The 16,937-nt window shown below is 68.1% G+C and carries 12 protein-coding genes; 5 read left to right on the forward strand and 7 right to left on the reverse strand.

The window, feature by feature from the left end; all coding sequences use genetic code 11:
- The first annotated feature begins 49 nt into the window (after positions 1–49).
- From ftsY to GGR12_RS02115, 3 genes are all read left to right on the forward strand, one after another.
- Positions 50–985, forward strand: a complete 936-nt coding sequence (gene ftsY / locus GGR12_RS02105) for a signal recognition particle-docking protein FtsY (RefSeq protein WP_183202384.1) — start codon at positions 50–52, stop codon at positions 983–985.
- A gap of 2 nt (positions 986–987) precedes the next feature.
- Positions 988–1,668 (forward strand): inner membrane-spanning protein YciB, encoded by a 681-nt coding sequence (locus tag GGR12_RS02110; protein WP_183202386.1) that lies wholly within the window; start codon positions 988–990, stop codon positions 1,666–1,668.
- A gap of 74 nt (positions 1,669–1,742) precedes the next feature.
- Entirely contained in the window at positions 1,743–2,375 is a 633-nt protein-coding gene (locus tag GGR12_RS02115; protein WP_183202388.1) for a MarR family winged helix-turn-helix transcriptional regulator, read from the forward strand.
- 201 nt (positions 2,376–2,576) lie between these two features.
- Here the strand turns inward: GGR12_RS02115 and GGR12_RS02120 are convergent, their stop codons facing one another.
- The 3 genes from GGR12_RS02120 to GGR12_RS02130 form a co-directional block, all read right to left on the reverse strand.
- Positions 2,577–4,847, reverse strand: a complete 2,271-nt coding sequence (locus tag GGR12_RS02120) for a prolyl oligopeptidase family serine peptidase (RefSeq protein WP_183202390.1) — start codon at positions 4,845–4,847, stop codon at positions 2,577–2,579.
- Between the two features lie 152 nt (positions 4,848–4,999).
- On the reverse strand, positions 5,000–7,177 hold the full coding sequence (locus GGR12_RS02125; RefSeq protein ID WP_183202392.1) for a prolyl oligopeptidase family serine peptidase: 2,178 nt from the start codon (positions 7,175–7,177) through the stop codon (positions 5,000–5,002).
- A gap of 285 nt (positions 7,178–7,462) precedes the next feature.
- Entirely contained in the window at positions 7,463–8,296 is an 834-nt protein-coding gene (locus GGR12_RS02130; protein WP_183202394.1) for a potassium channel family protein, read from the reverse strand.
- A gap of 59 nt (positions 8,297–8,355) precedes the next feature.
- Between GGR12_RS02130 and dapF the strand changes: the two genes are divergently transcribed.
- A complete protein-coding gene (dapF, locus tag GGR12_RS02135; protein ID WP_183202396.1) occupies positions 8,356–9,189 on the forward strand; it encodes a diaminopimelate epimerase in 834 nt (277 codons plus the stop codon).
- On the opposite strand, the gene GGR12_RS02140 is transcribed toward dapF, so the two are convergent.
- Genes GGR12_RS02140 through GGR12_RS02150 form a run of 3 tightly spaced genes read right to left on the reverse strand, consistent with a single transcriptional unit; the run spans position 9,186 to position 12,645 of the window.
- Positions 9,186–9,374 (reverse strand): hypothetical protein, encoded by a 189-nt coding sequence (locus tag GGR12_RS02140; protein ID WP_183202398.1) that lies wholly within the window; start codon positions 9,372–9,374, stop codon positions 9,186–9,188. The genes dapF and GGR12_RS02140 overlap by 4 nt on opposite strands.
- Positions 9,371–10,468 carry a PepSY-associated TM helix domain-containing protein gene (locus GGR12_RS02145; RefSeq protein ID WP_183202401.1) on the reverse strand — a complete coding sequence of 366 codons (1,098 nt, stop codon included), beginning with the start codon at positions 10,466–10,468 and terminating at the stop codon, positions 9,371–9,373. Before GGR12_RS02145 ends, GGR12_RS02140 begins: the two co-directional genes overlap by 4 nt.
- Before the next feature lie 8 nt (positions 10,469–10,476).
- Entirely contained in the window at positions 10,477–12,645 is a 2,169-nt protein-coding gene (locus tag GGR12_RS02150; protein ID WP_343053060.1) for a TonB-dependent receptor, read from the reverse strand.
- Between the two features lie 208 nt (positions 12,646–12,853).
- Here GGR12_RS02150 and GGR12_RS02155 point away from each other — a divergent pair, with 208 nt between their 5' ends.
- Complete coding sequence (locus GGR12_RS02155; protein ID WP_183202403.1) at positions 12,854–15,133, forward strand: NADP-dependent malic enzyme; 2,280 nt, start codon at positions 12,854–12,856, stop codon at positions 15,131–15,133.
- A gap of 45 nt (positions 15,134–15,178) precedes the next feature.
- Here the strand turns inward: GGR12_RS02155 and GGR12_RS02160 are convergent, their stop codons facing one another.
- Positions 15,179–16,930: an AmpG family muropeptide MFS transporter gene (locus GGR12_RS02160; RefSeq protein ID WP_183202405.1), complete on the reverse strand. Its 1,752-nt coding sequence runs from the start codon at positions 16,928–16,930 to the stop codon at positions 15,179–15,181.
- Positions 16,931–16,937: the final 7 nt, after the last annotated feature.

Raw genomic sequence — 16,937 nt, forward strand, 5'->3', positions numbered from 1 at the left:
CGCCACGATTGCCCGTGACCTGTAAACCGCCGACCGCTAAAGCGGGTTCATGAACGATACGCCGAAAAAGGGCTGGTTCTCCCGGCTGACCGAAGGGCTGTCCCGCTCGTCGAAGCAGATGACCGAGCAGGTCGTGGCCACCTTCGTGAAGGAGCCGCTGACCGAGAAGGCGCTGGAGGGGCTGGAAGAGCACCTGCTGGAGAGCGATCTGGGCCCGGCGGCGACCGACCGGATCGTCGCACGTTTCCGCGACCTGCGCTTCGGCGCCGGCGCCAACGAGCTTGAAGTCAGGGAGGCCCTGGCCGAGGCGGTGGCGGCCGAACTGGTCAATCACGAGGCCCGCTACGAGCCGCTGAACGGCGCCAGGCCGTTCGTCACCCTGTTTGTAGGCGTCAACGGTTCGGGCAAGACCACGACGCTGGGCAAGATCGCCTCGGACCTGACCGGCCAGGGCGCCAAGGTGATGATCGTCGCCTGCGACACCTTCCGCGCCGCCGCCCGCGAGCAGCTGAAGGTCTGGGCCGAACGCGCCGGCGCGACCTTCGAGAGCCGCCGCGACGGGGCCGACCCCGCCGGCCTGGCCTTCGACGCCTACACCCGCGCCAGGGCCGAAGGTTACGACGTCGTCCTGATCGACACCGCCGGCCGGCTGCAGAACAAGCAGGCGCTGATGGACGAGCTGCTGAAGATTGTCCGCGTGCTCAAGAAGATCGATCCCGAGGCGCCGCATGAGACACTGCTGGTGCTCGACGCCACGGTGGGACGAAACGCCCTGGCGCAGGAACAGATTTTCGGCCGTACCGCCTATGTCTCCGGCCTGGTCATGACCAAGCTGGACGGCACCGCCCGGGGCGGGGTGCTGGTGCCGGTGGCCCAGGCCTCGGACGCCCCCATCAAACTGATCGGCGTCGGCGAAGGAGTCGATGACCTGCAACCGTTCGACGCCCGGGCCTTTTCACGCTCGCTGGTCGGGCTCGAGGATTGAGTATGAGTGACAGCAAGCCCGCCAACTCCGGCTCCGGCCTGAGACAGGCCGTCGACTTCGGCGGACTGCTGGCCTTCGTGGCCGCCTTCGCCTTCTTCCGCCTGCGCGGCGAGCCGGGCGAGATCGCCCTCGTCAACGCCACCTGGGCGCTGGTCGCCGGATCGGCCGTGGCCGTGGTCGTCGGCCTGGTGGCCGAGAAGCGGCTGGCCCTGATGCCGCTGCTGGTCGGCGGCTTCGCCCTGGTGTTCGGCGTCATCACCCTGGTCACCGGCGACGACCTGTGGGTCAAGCTGAAGGTGTCGGTGCTGAATTTCGCCCTCGGCGTCACGCTTCTGGGCGGGACGTGGATGGGCAAGAAGCCGCTGAAGGCGCTGCTGGGGTCGGTTATTCCGATCACGGACCGCGCCTGGCGCATCCTGACGGTGCGGTACGGCTTTTATTTCCTGGCCGTGGCCGTCGTGAATGAACTGGTCCGCAACGAGGCCCTGGTGGGCTGGGCGGCGGCGAAGGTGGGCCACGCGCATGTCGATCCGGCGGACGTCTGGATCAGCTTCCGTGGCGTGCTGTGGGCGGTCACCACCCTGTTCGGCCTCTCCCAGGCGCCGTTGATCCTGCGCAACCTGACGTCACCCGACGCCGATCCGGATATCTCCGCCCCGACGGAACCGGACACCGCTCCCTGACGCTTCCGCTTCGTCCGTCGTCAAACCGTAAAACGCGACTGATAGCTGTACTGCGCAGCCGAGGGGATACGGTTATGGTGAAGTCCGGAAACAAGGCGAAGCGCGGGGGCGGCCTGTCCGCCTCGCCCAGCCATCTGATGCACCGCGTGCTTCAGCTGGCGCTCGATATCTACGCCGACGAGACGGGCCCTGACGGCCTGACCCAGCGCCAGTTCGCGGTGCTGGAGGCGGTCAGCAAGAAGTCGGGCCTGACGCAGACCGATCTGGTGCGCGCCACCGGCATCGATCGCTCGACCTTCGCCGACCTAGTCTCGCGCATGACGACCAGGGGCCTTCTGGAGCGCGAGAAGTCGGTCGTCGACGCCCGCGCCAAGGCGGTGCGCCTGTCGGAAACCGGTCAGGCGGCGCTGGAGGCCGCACGGCCGCGGGTCGAGGCCGCCGACAAGCGGATCATGGCCCTGCTGCCCAAGGGCAAGCGCGACGGCTTCCTCGACCTGCTGTCCGAACTGGCCGGCGAGGCGGACGCGGCGCCGGTCAAGGCCAAGGCCGAGGCCAAGGCGGCGAAGAAGGCCGCCCGCGATGCGAAGAAGGCCGAGAAGCTGGCGAAGAAGGCGGACAAGCCGGCGAAGGCCGAAAAGCCGGCCAAGGCGCCGAAGGCGGCTAAACCGGCCAAAACCGCGAAGCTGAAACTGGTCGAACCGGCCTGACGCGTCCCTCTCCCGATGGGAGAGGGCTTGAGCGCACGACGGCAAGGCCGTCGTCCTTGCGCGAAAGGGTGAGGGTCGATCCTCGCCCTTCGGCGCAAGCCGCGCAAACGGACCTGAGCGGCCGCTTACGCGGACTGAACCGGCCGCCCCTCATCCGGCGCTGCGCGCCACCTTCTCCCATTGGGAGAAGGGTTCTCAGCCTCAATCCATCAACTGCTGCGCCAGGTAGACGTAGTGGCGAGCCCAGCGGCGGGCGTTGGCGACCGGGTCGGCGTCGTTGGAGTGACCGCCGGCGGTTTCCTCATAATAGATGTGGTCGTAGCCCATATCGCCCAGACGGGCCGCGAACTTGCGCGCGTGGCCGGGATGAACGCGGTCGTCGCGGGTGTTGGTGGTGATGTAGACGCGCGGATATTCCGCGCCCGGACGGAGCTGCTGATAGCCTGAGTAGCGGGCGATGTAGGCGGCCTCTTCGGGGATGCGGGGATCGCCGTATTCGCCGATCCACGACGCGCCGGCGGGCAGCTCGTAATAGCGCAGCATGTCGATCAGCGGGCTTTCGATGACCGCGGCGTTGAACAGTTCCGGATGCTGGGTGATCGACACCGAGGTCAGCACGCCGCCGTTCGAGCGGCCGTAGATGCCGGTGCGGCGCGGCGAGCTGATGCCGCGCGCGTGCAGGTCGGCCGCCACCGCCGCGAAATCGTCGAAGGCCAGCTGGCGGTTTTCCTTGAGCACCGCCTGGTGCCACTCCGGTCCGAACTCGCCGCCGCCGCGGATGTTGGCGTTGACGAAGACGCCGCCGTTCTCGAGCCACAGCTTGCCCATCTCGGGGATGTAGGCGGGCGGCTTGGACACCTGGAAACCGCCGTAGCCGAACAGGATGGTCGGGGCGTGCCCGTCGAGGACCAGGTCCTTCGGCATGACCACGAAATAGGGAATCTTCGTCCCGTCCGACGAGGTGGCCTCGAACTGCTCGACCTTGTGGGTCGAGGCGTCGAAGCGGGCGGGGGCCTGGCGGAGGGTTTCACCGGTCGCGGCCGCGGCATCGCCGAGGCTGAGGGTCTGGGGCGTCAGGAAGCCTTCGACACTGTAGAAGAAGCGGCCGTCCGACCGGCTGGTCGACCCAAGATGGATGGTGGTGTTCTCCGGCACGGGAAGCGCCGTCTCCGGCCAGCCCCACTCGCCGCGATCCTCGAACTTCACCGCACGGCCGCGGACGTTGTCGAGAATGCCGGCGACGATCCGGTCGTCGAAGACGGCGACGTCCTCGATCGACTGACGCGCCGTCGGGGCGAAGACCTGGATGGCGGCGTTCGAAACGATGATCTCGTCGGCGTCGGCGGGGCGCAGGGTGGCCAGCGATACCGACATGAGCGAACCGGTCGCGTAGTCGCGACCGCGATACGCCCAGGGCTCATCAAGGGTGAACACCAGTTGCACGATGCCGTCCGGCCCCTGTCCGGCCATGGCGCCGCGCACGCCCACGCGTTCCGGCAGGTTCAGCTTCACCGGGCGTTCGTCGTGCAACTGCCAGGTTTCGCTGCGGAAGGTGTCCAGAGGACGATTGATCAGGATCGCCACGGTCTGGCCCGCGTCGTTGCGCAGCACGCTCGGGCTGACCCCGTAGCCGCCGTCGCTGATGTCGCCGCGGTAGACCTCGGTCGCCTGGGCCAGGGTCTGGCCGCGCTTCAGGGATTTGACGATGAACGGGTAGCCGGACTCGGTCAGGGTCCCGGCGCCGAAGTCGGTGGCGACCAGCAGGGTGTCGCGGTCCAGCCATTCGATGCGGTGCTTGCCCTCGGGCAGGATGAAGCCGCCGTCCACGAAGGCTTTCGTGGTCAGGTCAAACTCGCGCACGACCACGGCGTCCTTGCCCCCGTCCGACAGATTGATCAGGCAGCGGGTCTCGTCGGGGGCGAGGCAGTCGGCGCCCTTGAACACCCAGTCCTTGCCCTCGGCGCGCGACAGGGCGTCGATGTCCAGCAGGGTCTCCCACTGCGTATCGGCGGAGCGATAGGACTGCAGCGTCGTGCGCCGCCACACGCCCTTTGGATTGGCCGCGTCCTGCCAGAAGTTTCCGATGCCGTCGCCGAGGAAGGACGGCGAGGGGATGCGGTCCGTCGCCGTCAGGATCGCCTCGGCCTGCTGCCGGAATGGTTCGTAGCGGCGGTCGCCGGTGAGGGTCGCGAGGCTCTTTTCATTCTCGGAGGCGACGAAGGCCATGGCCTCGGTCCCGTTGACCTCCTCCAGCGCCAGATGGTCGTCGGCGGCGCGCACGCCGGCCGGGGAGAGGTCGGTGGGGAGATGGGGCGCCGGGGCCGGTTCGATGGCGATCGGCCGAAGGCTCAGCAGATCATTGGCGCGCGGAGAGGCGTAATGCGCCTGGTCCATCGGGTCGCCGGTCTGGGCCATGGCGGGGGCCGCCAGCAGTAGCGCCGGAACGGCGGCGGACAGAAGCAGACGGTTCATCGGGGGCTCCGGGAAACTTAGTTCCTCCCCCATCGGGGGAGGGGGACCATCCGAAGGATGGTGGAGGGGGATTGGGGCCGGAGAGCGGTGGACGGGGTCGCCCCCTCCACCGCTTCGCGGTCCCCCTCCCCGGTGGGGGAGGAGTGTGAGACCTACTCCTGCGCCGGCGAGTCCATCAGGCGGCGGCTGAGGTAGGTGTACTCCAGCGCCAGGCGACGGGCCGTCTCCTGCAGGTTGGCGCCGGCCGCGTGGCCGCCGTCGGTGTTTTCATAGAACAGCACCGGATAGCCCAGCTCCTCCAGACGCGCCGCGGCCTTGCGGGCGTGGCCCGGGTGGACGCGGTCGTCCTTGGTCGAGGTGTGGATGAAGACTTCCGGGTACGGCTGGTCGGCGCGCAGGTTCTGGTAGGGCGAGTACTGCTCGATCCAGGCGCGCTGCTCGGGGATGTCCGGGTCGCCGTATTCGGCGATCCAGGAGTGGCCGGCCAGCAGCTTGTGGAAGCGCAGCATGTCGAACAGCGGCACCTGGATGACGGCGCCGTTGATGAGGTCCGGACGCTGGGTCAGCATGGCGCCCATGAACAGGCCGCCCTGCGAGCCGCCCATGACGCCCAGTCGGGGCTGGCTGGTGATGTTGCGGGCCTGCAGGTCCAGGGCGACGGCCTGGAAGTCCTCGTGGGCGCGCTGGCGGTTCTGTTGCAGCGCCGCCTGGTGCCAGCGCGGGCCGAACTCGCCGCCGCCGCGGGTGTTGGCGACGACATAGACGCCGCCGCGCTCCAGCCACAGCTTGCCGACCGTGGCCGAATAGCCCGGCAGCAGGGAGTTCTGGTAGCCGCCGTAGCCGTACAGCAGGGTCGGGTTCGAGCCGTCCAGCGGCATGTCGCCCTTATGGACGACGAAGTAGGGGATCATGGTGCCGTCGGCCGAACGGGCCTCGAACTGCTCCACCACCATGCCGGTGGCGTCGAACTTGGCCGGCAGCGACTTGACCACGTCGGCGTCCGCCGTGGCGGCGTCGGCGAGGTACAGGCTGGACGGGTTCAGATAGCCGGCGACGCTGACGAAGACGCGGTCGTCCTGCTCGCTGGCCGAGCCGACGCCGACGGTGACGTTCTGCGGCAGGTCCAGACGGGTGCGGGCCCACTCGCCCGAGGCGTTGGGCTCATAGACGTAGACCGAGCCGCGGACGTTCTCGTACAGGGCCACGACCAGCTTGTTGCGGGTGTTGGAGATGCCCTCGATCGCCTCGCGGTCGGTCGGACGGATGACCAGCTGCGCCGGGGTCGCCGGATCGGCCAGCCAACGCTGCAGATCCCAGGCGATGACGTCGCCGGTCTTGAACTGCTGGCCCGAGGGGGCGGTCCAGTCCTGGTCGGTGGTGACCACCATCTGGCCCTGCACGAGGGCGTTGATGTTCGACTTGGCCGGCAGCTGCAGCTGCGTGGTCGTGCCGTCGGCGTTCAGGCGGTGGGTTTCGCTCTCGTAGAAATTGATGCCGCGGTTGATCAGGGTCGCCTGAACCACGCCGTCGGCGTCGCGCAGGGTGTAGCCCGAGACGGCCACGTCGGTCGGCTGGCCGCTGAAGACCGTCTGCGCCTGGTCCAGGGTCTGGCCGCGCTTCAGCACCTTGACGATCATCGGATAGCCCGAGCTGGTCATCGTGCCCGGACCGAAGTCGCGCGACACCAGCAGGGTGTCGGCGTCGACCCAGGAGGCGCCGCCCTTGGACTCAGGCAGCACGAAGCCGCCGTCGACGAAGGTGCGGGTCGAGCGGTCGAACTCGCGGATCGTCACCGCGTCCTTGCCGCCATCCGACAGGGAGATCAGGCAGCGGGTCTCATCCGGCGGCAGGCAGGTCGCGCCCTTGTAGACCCAGTTCTTGCCCTCGGCCGCGGCCAGGGCGTCGAAGTCCAGGATGGTCTCCCACTGCGGCTCGGCCGTGCGGTAGCTGTCCAGGCTGGTGGTGCGCCAGACGCCGCGCACGTGCGTCGCGTCCTGCCAGAAATTGTCGATGGTGCCGTCGTGGTTGAAGCCCGGCGCCGGGATGCGGTCGCGCGACTGGACGATCTCAAGCGCCTGCCGGTGCAGGGTCTCGTAGCGCGGGTCGCCGCGCAGGACGCCCAGCGAACGCTCGTTGTGCTCGCGCACCCAGGCCATGGCGCGTTCGCCGTCGACCTCTTCCAGCCACAGATAGGGGTCGGTGGCGTCCGAAGTGGCGAAGCCGCCGCCGGAGGTTTCGGCCGGAGCGGGGGCGGGCGTGGTCTGGGCCATGGCGGCGCTCGAAAGTGCGGTGGAAGCGAGAAGCGCGGCGAGCGCGGCGGTGCGGATCATGAATGGTTCCCCGACGATTGGTCGGCGGCACCTTACCCGGCGACGGGGCTCCAACAAGGCGCGCGGGCCGAAGGTTACGGCTTTGTCATCCTTGTCGGCGATGCCCCTCTGCTGCTTTCGTCATCCTCCGGCAAGCCGCGAAGCGGCGAAGACCGGGGGACCCGGCGGCGCTGTAGGCGAAATGCCTGAAGCAGCTACGCTCCCGACAAGTTCGCGCTGTCGCGCGCCGCTGGGTCCCCCGATCTCGCTGCGCTCGTCGGAGGATGACGAAAGCGGAAACTGAGATCAGGGATGCCCCTCGTCCGGGATGCACAGGATCTCGCCGCAGGCCTTGCAGTGGACGGCGTCGGGATCGTGCTTCTGCAGGCCGCAGACGGGGCAGGGGAAGCGGACCTTGTGCGGCCGGAAGATGGTCTGGGCCAGGCGGACGAACAGGGTGATGCCCGTCAGCATGATGACGATCGACAGCACCCGGCCCCATGGCCCCGGCAGGGTGATGTCGCCATAGCCGGTGGTCGTCAGGCTGGTGACGGTGAAATACAGGGCATCGAGGTAGCCGTGGATGACCGTCTGGTCGTCGTGGAACGTCGCATAGACGAAGCCCGTCGCCACGAAGAGGAAGGTGACCAGCGCGGCCAGCGCCCGGGTGATCTCCTCGACCCGGGTGTCGTCGTACTTGTGGCCGATCGTGCGCCAGAAGAAGTCCGAGTTCAGCAGGGTCCATAGCCGCAGCATCCGCAGGAAGCCGAAATTGTAGAGCCAGGCGGGGAACATCAGGGTGGCGAGGATGAACAGGTCGACCCAGGTCGCCGGCTTCTTCAGCCAGTCGCGGATGTCGGTGTGCGCCAGGGCCCGCCCGGTCATGTCGAGGGCCAGGATGACGGCGATCACATAGTCGACCACGTAGAAGACCATCCCCGCCGAGTGCAGGAGCGGGGCGGCGAGGAAGAAGGCGATGATGGCGAAGTCGATGACGATGACCGCCAGGCGGAACCGCACCGCCAGCGGCGAGGCGCCGTGATACAGGTATCGCAGCCGCGCCCGCAGGCGCAGGCCGTCGGCCTTCGGCGGGATGGTCGGCTCCGGGGCCTGAGCGGGCGCGGTCTTGGTACGGCTCATGACCCAGCGATAACGCGCGTCGCTCGCGCAAGGAACCGTCTGTCGCTATATGCGAATTGATGGGCAGGCCATTCCTGAAGATGAACGGCGCGGGCAACGACTTCGTCGTGGTCAATGCGCTGGAGACGCCGTTCGCGCCGACGGCCGAACAGGCGCGCGCCATCGCCGACCGGACCACGGGCGAAGGCTGCGACCAGCTGATCGCCATCGAGCCCAGCGGCACCGCCGACGCCTTCATGCGTGTGTGGAATGCGGACGGCAGCATGGTCGAAACCTGCGGCAACGCCCTGCGCTGCGTCGGCTGGGTGCTGATGGAATCGACCGGCAAGGACCGGGTGTTGATCGACACCGCCGGCGGGCCGACCGTGGCCACCCGGGCCGAAGACGGCCAGGTCCGCGTCGACATGGGCGCGCCCCGTCTCCACTGGACCGAGGTGCCGCTGGCCGAGGAGATGGACACCCGCGGCATCGAGCTTCAGGTCGGGCCGATCGACGCGCCGTTGCTGCATACGCCGGGCGCGGTCTCGATGGGCAATCCGCACGTGGTCTTCTTCGTCAGCGAGACGCCCGACGACGGCTTCGTGCGCGGCTCCGGGTCGCTGATCGAGCATCACCCGCTGTTCCCGGAAGGCGTCAACGTCGGCTTCGTCCATGCGCTGGCGCCCGACCACATCCGTCTGCGCGTGTGGGAACGCGGCGCGGGCCTGACGAAGGCCTGCGGCACCGGCGCCTGCGCGGCCCTGGTCGCCTCGGCCCGGCGCGGCGTCACCGACCGTCATGCGACCGTCGACGTCGATGGCGGCCGCCTGAGGATCGACTGGGATGAGGACACCGGCCACGTCTTCATGACCGGTCCGATCGAGGTCGAGCGGACGGGCGTGCTCGCCCTCTAACGGTGCTTGCGGGCGATCAGCGCCCAGGCGATCGCCGCCACCGGGGCCAGCAGGCCCAGCCAGCCCATCATGTCCCAGACGCCGTCGCCGATCAGGGCCGCGACCAGGCCGAACAGCGACAGGGCCGCCAGCACGGCCGGAACGGCGAAGATGGCGCGCAGGCCGAAGGTGAGGGGACGGCTCACGCCTTCGCCTCGCCGCTCGAGCGCTTTGACAGCCACAGATAGACGCCGCTGCCCAGCACGATGATGGTGATCAGGTCCAGGATCGCCCAGAGGATCTTCAGCGGCAGGCCGCCGTAGTCGCCGAAATGCAGCGGCTGCGACAGCGACAGCGTCTTCACATACCAGGGCATCGGCTTGACCGCCGCCAGTTCGCCGGTGCGGGCGTCGATGAGCGCCGGTGTGATCAGGTGCTTCGTCAGCGGCGTGTCGCCATGGAAGAAGACGGCGTAGTGGTGGTCGGTCGAATAGTCCGTGCCGGGGAAGGCCACGAACTGCAGCTGCATGCCGGGCAGCTCGGCCTGGGCCCGCTTCACCGCCGCATCCAGCGAGGCGCGCTCGCCCATGGCGGCGGGGCTGGCGTGGGCGGCGGCCAGTTCGCCCAGCTGGGTGTCCTTCCAGTAGGCGATGATCGGCACGGCCAGGGTGTTGACCACCCCGGTCAGGCCGACGACCAGCACCCAGGCCAGCGTCACCACGCCCAGCAGGTTGTGATAGTCCAGCCAGCGGAGCCGCTTCGTCCGCCCGACGCGCACCGTGCCGAACGGCAGGCGGCGCATGAAGGGCGCATAGAGCACCACGCCCGACACCACGGCGATCACGAACAACAGGCCCATGACGCCGAGGAACAGCATCCCCGGCAGCCCGGCGAACATGTCGGTGTGAAGCTGGAGCAGGAATTCCAGCAGCGGGTGGCCGGCGACCAGGGGCGCGGCGTCGCCGCTGGTCTGGTCGATGGGCTGGAAGCTGAACTGGCCGGCCGGGGCGTCGGGGGCGCGGCTGGTGACGTTCACCACCGGACGGTCCTCGTCGAAGCTCATGAAGGCGGGAACCTCGCCCGGCTTGCGGGCCAGGGCGACGTCCAGCACCCGGTCGAGGTCCAGCTTGCGGCCGTCCGCGTTCGCGGCCGTCCATGGCTTGTGCAGCAGGACCTCGTTCAGCTCATGCGAAAAGACCAGCGGCAGGCCGGTCAGGCACAGCATCAGCAGAAACAGCGTGCAGACCAGGCTGGTCCATTTATGGACCCACGACCAGCCGCGGATGACGCTTGCCTTCAAGGTGCGGCTCAGAAGTCGACGGAGGCGGACATGACGAAGGTCCGGGGCGAGCCCAGCACCAGATAGTTGGCGCCCGGATAGCCGCCGACGGAGGCCCAGTGGTCCTCGTCCGCGACGTTCTCGACCCGTGCGCGCAGCACGATCGGCCCGCCTTCGGTTGGCTCGAAGCTGTAGCGGACGCCCAGGTCGAAGCGCGTCCAGTCCTCCAGCTCGACCGTGTTCGTGGCGTTGACCCACTGCTCGCCGGTGTAGACCGCGCGGCCTTCGAGGGTCAGGCCCTGCACGCCGGACACGTCCCACTCGACGTTCACATTGCCCTGGAAGTCCGGCACGCCGATCGGGGTGCGGCCGTCCAGCGCGCCGCCGACGGTGCTGGTCATTTCGGCGTCCAGAATGGTGAAGCCGCCGAGCACGCGCAGGCCGTCGGCCGGTTCGCCGTAGACGCTGGCCTCAAGGCCCTGGTTCCGCTGCTCGCCGTTGGCGGCGAAGACGTTGTTCTCGACGAAGGCGCTGGGCAGGGTGATGCGGAACAGGCTGACCGTCGCGCCGAAGCGGCCGGAGTCGTATTTCACGCCCGCCTCGATCTGCTCGCCGCGGAAGGGGGACAGAACCTCGCCGGCGTTGATCACCGGCACGCCGCCGCTGACGGCCGGAGCGGTGGCGCCGGGGATCAGGGCCTCGGCGTAGTTGCCGTAGATCGAGATCTGGTCGGTCGGCTTGTAGACGAGGCCGATGGCCGGGGTGAAGGCGTCGCCCTCATAGCCCGACAGGAAGGCGCCCGAGTTGTAGTCGTAGGACTTGGTTTCGATCTCCTGGTAGCGACCGCCGATGATGGCGATCAGCTTGCCGTCCATGAACTCGACCATGTCGGCCAGGGCGAGGCTGGAGTTCTGGACCCGTTCGGTGACGTGGGGGTTCGACATCGAACCGCCGACGAAGAAGTCGGGAACCGGCGGCGCCACGTTGACCGGGTTGTAGAGGTCGCTGGAGAAGGGCGCGAAGAAGCTCGAGAAGGCGTAGGCGTTGCGCGACTTCGACTGCAGGATCGCGCCCGAGGCGACGATGCGGTGGCTCACCGATCCGGTGTCGATTTCGGCGCGCACGCCGACGTCGGCCGAGACGACGGTGTCCTCGCGGGCGTTGTCGAAGCGGTAGGCGGTGGTCGATCCGTCGGCGGCGGCGGTCGGGTTGGCCAGAACGTTGGCCTCCTCGCCGTTGCGGGCGCCGACGGCGGCCCAGGCGGTGACGTCATTCGAGAAGTCGTATTCGCCGCGCACCACGCCGAACAACTGCTGCTCGTCGGTGTAGGTCCATGGCTGGGCGAAGTTTCCGGACGCGGACGGCGGGGTCGGCACGTCGCCCAGGGGCGTCACCTGCGGACGCGGAGAGTCGATGTGGTTGTCCTGATAGCCGGCGTCGGCCGAGAAACGCAGGTTGTCGCCGCTGTAGTCGAGGCCGAGGGCGGCGACCTGCAGGTCGACTTCCTGGGCGTCGATGGCGCCTTCGCCGAAGCGGCGGGCCAGGTTGGCGCGAACGCCGAAATCGTCGCCCTCGCCGAAGCGACGCGACACGTCCAGCGCGCCGTAGAACTGGCCTTCGGGCTCGAAGCCGGCGGTGGCGCGGGTCAGGGGCAGGTCGCCGGCGCGCTTGGGCACGAGGTTGAAGGCGCCGCCGACGCCGCTGCCGCCGGGGGCCGCGCCGTTCAGGAAGGCGGTGGCGCCGTGGAACACCTCGACCCGCTCAAGCAGCTCGGCGGCGACATACTGGCGCGGCAGGATGCCGTAGACGCCGTTGTAGGTCATGTCGTCGGAGAAGACCGGGAAGCCGCGGATGACGTACAGCTCCTGGAAGTTGCCGAAGCCCTTGGCGACGCGCACGACCGGGTCGTTCTGAAGGATGTCGGCGACGCTGCGGGCCTGCTGGTTGCGGGCCAGCTCCTCGGTGAAGGCGGTCGTCGAGAACGGCGTGTCCATGATGTCCAGCGCGCCGAACATGCCCACGCGGCCGCCGGTGGCGACCTGGCCACCCGGGTAGGCGGGACGCAGCTCGACCTGCGAACCGGTGACGACGATCTCCTCCAGCTCGGACGGCGTGGCGTCCTGGGCCATGGCGGGCGCGGCGGCCAGCAGGGTCGTGCAGGCGGCCGAGGTCAGAAGCAGGAGCGTGCGCAGGGTCACGTTGGCGATCCTTGAAGAGTCAATTTGAGAGCGCGTCGCAGTAACACGAGGTTCCGTCAAGGTAATCGCCACCGTTCCCGGAGCGATTCTGCGTCGCCGTGTCTTCGTTGCTTCCCTTGCGTCAGCGGTTGTCCCGTCCGTCCCCCCGCTCTAGGAACGAAGCGAACCCCCCGGAACCGCGACCGCGCGACGAGAAACGCCGAGAACCATGCCCGACCTGACCGACAAACAGACCTTCTCCGACGAGGACGCGCTGGACTTCCACCGCTACCCCGCCCCGGGCAAGATCTCGATGGCGCCGATCAAGCCGATGGCGACCCAGCGGGACCTGTCGCTGGCCTATTCGCCGGGCGTCGCCGTGCCGGTGCTGGCGATCGCGGCCGACATCGACAAGGCCTACGACTACACCTCCAAGGGCAACCTGGTCGCCGTCATCTCGAACGGCACGGCCATCCTCGGTCTCGGCAACCTCGGCCACATGGCGTCCAAGCCGGTGATGGAGGGCAAGTCCGTCCTGTTCAAACGCTTCGCCGACGTCGACAGCTTCGACGTCGAGGTGAAGACCACCGACCCGGACGAGTTCATCACCGTGGTCAAGAACATCGGCGACACCTGGGGCGGCATCAATCTGGAGGACATCAAGTCCCCGGAATGTTTCGAGATCGAAAGCCAGCTGCAGGACCTGCTGGACATCCCCGTCTTCCACGACGACCAGCACGGCACGGCGATCATCTCGACCGCCGGCCTGATCAACGCCTGCCACATCGCCGGCAAGAAGCTTGAGGATGTGAAGGTCGTTCTGGCGGGCGCCGGCGCCGCGGGCCTGTCGTCGATCGGCCTGATGAAGGCCGCCGGGGTGCGGCACGAGAACACGGTCATCGTCGACCGCGACGGCGTCGTCTATCGCGGTCGCGACCACGTCGACCAGTGGAAGGCGGCTCACGCCACCGACACCCATCTGCGCACCCTCGAAGAGGCCATGGTCGGCGCCGACGTGGTCATCGGCCTGTCGGCCAAGGGCGCGATCACCAAGGAGATGGTCGCCTCCATGGCGCCCCGTCCGATCATCTTCGCCATGGCCAATCCGGACCCGGAGATCACGCCCGAGGACGTGCTGTCGGTGCGTTCGGACGCCATCATCGCCACCGGCCGGTCGGACTATCCGAACCAGGTCAACAACGTGCTGGGCTTCCCCTACATCTTCCGCGGCGCCCTGGACGTGCGCGCCCGCCGGGTGAACCACGAGATGAAGGTCGCCTGCGCCGAAGCGCTCGCCGCCCTGGCCCGCGAGGACGTGCCGGACGAGGTCGCCGCCGCCTATCGCGGTCGCAAGCTGAAGTTCGGCCCGGACTACATCATCCCGACCCCGTTCGATCCGCGCCTGATCTGGTTCATCCCGCCGTTCGTGGCCCAGGCCGCCATGGATACCGGCGTGGCCCGCAAGCCGATCGAGGACATGGACGCCTACCGCGCCTCGCTGCGCTCGCGCCTCGATCCGTCGGCCGCGCTGATGCAAAACATCTCGGGCGCCGTGCGCGCCGCCCCGAACAAGCGCGTGGTCTTCGCCGAGGGCGAGGAGACCGCCGTCATCCGCGCCGCCTGGGGCTTCAAACAGGCCGAGCTGGGCACGCCGATCCTGATCGGCCGCGAGGAGCTGATCCGCAAGAACGCCGCCGAGGCCGGCCTGAACTTCGACGAGATGGACATCCAGATCGTCAACGCCCGGGTCTCCGAGCACAACGTCGACTACACCGACTGGCTGTACGAACGGCTGCAGCGCCGCGGCTATCTGAAGCGCGACGTGCAGCGGATGATCAACCAGGACCGCAACTATTTCGCCGCCGCCATGTGCGCGCGCGGCCAGGCAGACTGCATGGTCACTGGCGTGACCCGCAACTTCAACATGGTGCTGAAGGAGGTCCGGCGCGTCCTCGACGTGAAGGAGCGGATGATCGGCCTGTCGATCCTGCTGGCGAAGGGCCGCACCCTGTTCGTCGCCGACACCTCGATCCACGAACTGCCGAACGCCGAGGAGCTGGCGGAGATCGCCATCCAGGCGGCCGAGACGGTGCGCAAGCTGGGCAAGACCCCGCGCGTCGCCTTCCTCAGCTACTCCACCTTCGGCAACCCGCCGGGCGACCGCGGCGAGAAGGTGCGCGAGGCGATCCGCATCCTCGACCAGCGCGGCTGCGACTTCGAATACGAGGGCGAAATGCCGCCGGAGCTGGCGCTGGATCCGGAGGCGCGCGCCGCCTATCCGTTCATGCGTCTGTCAGGCCACGCCAACGTGCTGGTCATGCCCGCCATTCATTCAGCCGCCATCTCGACCCGTCTGGTGCAGCAGCTGGGCGGCGCGACCGTGATCGGTCCGCTGCTGGTCGGGCTGGAGAAGTCGGTCCAGATCGTCTCCCTCGGCGCCTCGGTCAGCGAGATCATCACCGCCGCCACCTTCGCCGCCTACGAGGAAGGCGCCGACGTCGAGGAATAGGGGATGAGAGGGGCTGCGGACCGCGGCCCCTCCTTGGACCTTGCCTCAGGAGGGCTGGGCCTCGGTCGCCGCCTCGTCGGCGTCGGCCTGCTCAGCGTTCCTCGCCTGCAGCTCGGTCTGTTTGTGCGCCACGATGAAGGCAAGCACGACGGCGAAGATGCCGATCACGGTCGAGTACAGGAAGAACACCACATAGCCCGCGCCCAGCGCGGCGGGTGTGACGCCGCTGGTCGCCGCGCCTTCGGCCAGCGAGCCAGCCGGCAGGTTGACGAACAATCCTTTGAGTGGCGCAAACAGGCCGCCGCCTTCCGCCGCCCGGGCCGAGCCCTCGACGATCCGCCCGGACTGGGACGCGATCAGTTTGCCGGGCAGTGCATAGAGGGAGCTGAACAGGGCGTATTGGGTCGCCGTGAAGCCGAGCGACGTCAGGCTCGACATGTAGGCGATCAAGGCGGTGCCCGCGTAACCGGTCGCTACGTTGTCGACGCCAATAGCGATAACAAGGGCGTTGATGCTTGGCCCCTGTGTCGCAAGCCATGCGAAGACGAGGTTCGAAACCGGGCTCATGAAAGCCCCGATGACCATGGTGCGGATCAGACCGAGCCGCGCCACCGACCAACCGCCAATGAACACGCCCAGCGTGGTCATGAGCACGCCGAACACCTTCCGCACCTCGGCCAGCTCGGTCTTGGTGAAGCCCAGGTCCAGATAGAACGGGTTCATGATGTTGAGGACGAAGTCGGCCAACCTGTAGACGCAGATCAGGGCGAGGATCAGCGTCGCGACACCCGTAAAGCGTCGGTAGAAGTCGGCCATCGGCTGACCGAATGATCCCGCGAGGTATGCGCCGGGACGGGTCTTCACGCCGGGGATCGGCCAGCAGGCCACGACCAGAAGGGTCAGGCCCCCGATCACGGCCGCAACCTGAAGATAAACACCCTGCGGCTTGGCTTCCCACGCGGCCTTGAGTGCTTCCTTACCTTCCGCGGACAGGCCAGCCAGGCCGAGACCTCCTGCAAGGAGGTCCGCGGCGCCCGTCAGGCCCGATCCGACGATCAGGGCGGCGATGATGATGACGAGCAGACGTGCAACCCACTCCAGCACCTCCAGCGGCGGACGCGAGGGCACATCGCCGACGGGGATCGGTCGGATGGTGTGGGCGCGTTCACGCGGGGCCAGCAGCACGCCTGCGACGCCGAGGCCCATCAGGGCGGCCATAACGGCGTAGGACAGGTTCCAATTGTAGAGGTCGGCGAGGATCAGCGGCACGGCCCCGGCGACGATGATCGCGATGCGGTAACCCCACTGGTAGGCCGCAGCCATGGCCCCGTGCCGGGTGTCGTCCGATGCCTCGATCCGCCATGCGTCAATGACGATGTCCTGCGTGGCGCCGAAGAAGCCGACAAGGACGGCGAACATCGCCACGGACATGAGCGCGTTCTGCGGGTTCAGGCCGGCGATCGACCAGAGGCCGAGAATGATCACAGCCTGGGTGACCAGCATCCACGACCGCCTGTGTCCGAGAAGAGGCGTCAGGAAAGGTATGGTCGTGCGGTCGACCAGCGGCGCCCAGACGAACTTGAGCGAATAGCTGAGCGTGGCCAGGGCGAAGAAGCCGATGACCTTGAGCGTCAGGCCGCTTTCCCGCAGCCACGCCGAAAGCGTGTCGAAGATCAGAAGGTTCGGAAGGCCTGCCGAGAACCCCAGCAGCAGCATCACGAAGATGCGCCGCTCGCCGTAAACCGCGAGCCCTCCGAATCCGCGCACGGGTTTGGCGGGCGTGCTGGCGTCGGTCATATGGCGT

It is taken from the genome of Brevundimonas lenta, from assembly GCF_014196335.1.
GTDB lineage: Bacteria > Pseudomonadota > Alphaproteobacteria > Caulobacterales > Caulobacteraceae > Brevundimonas > Brevundimonas lenta.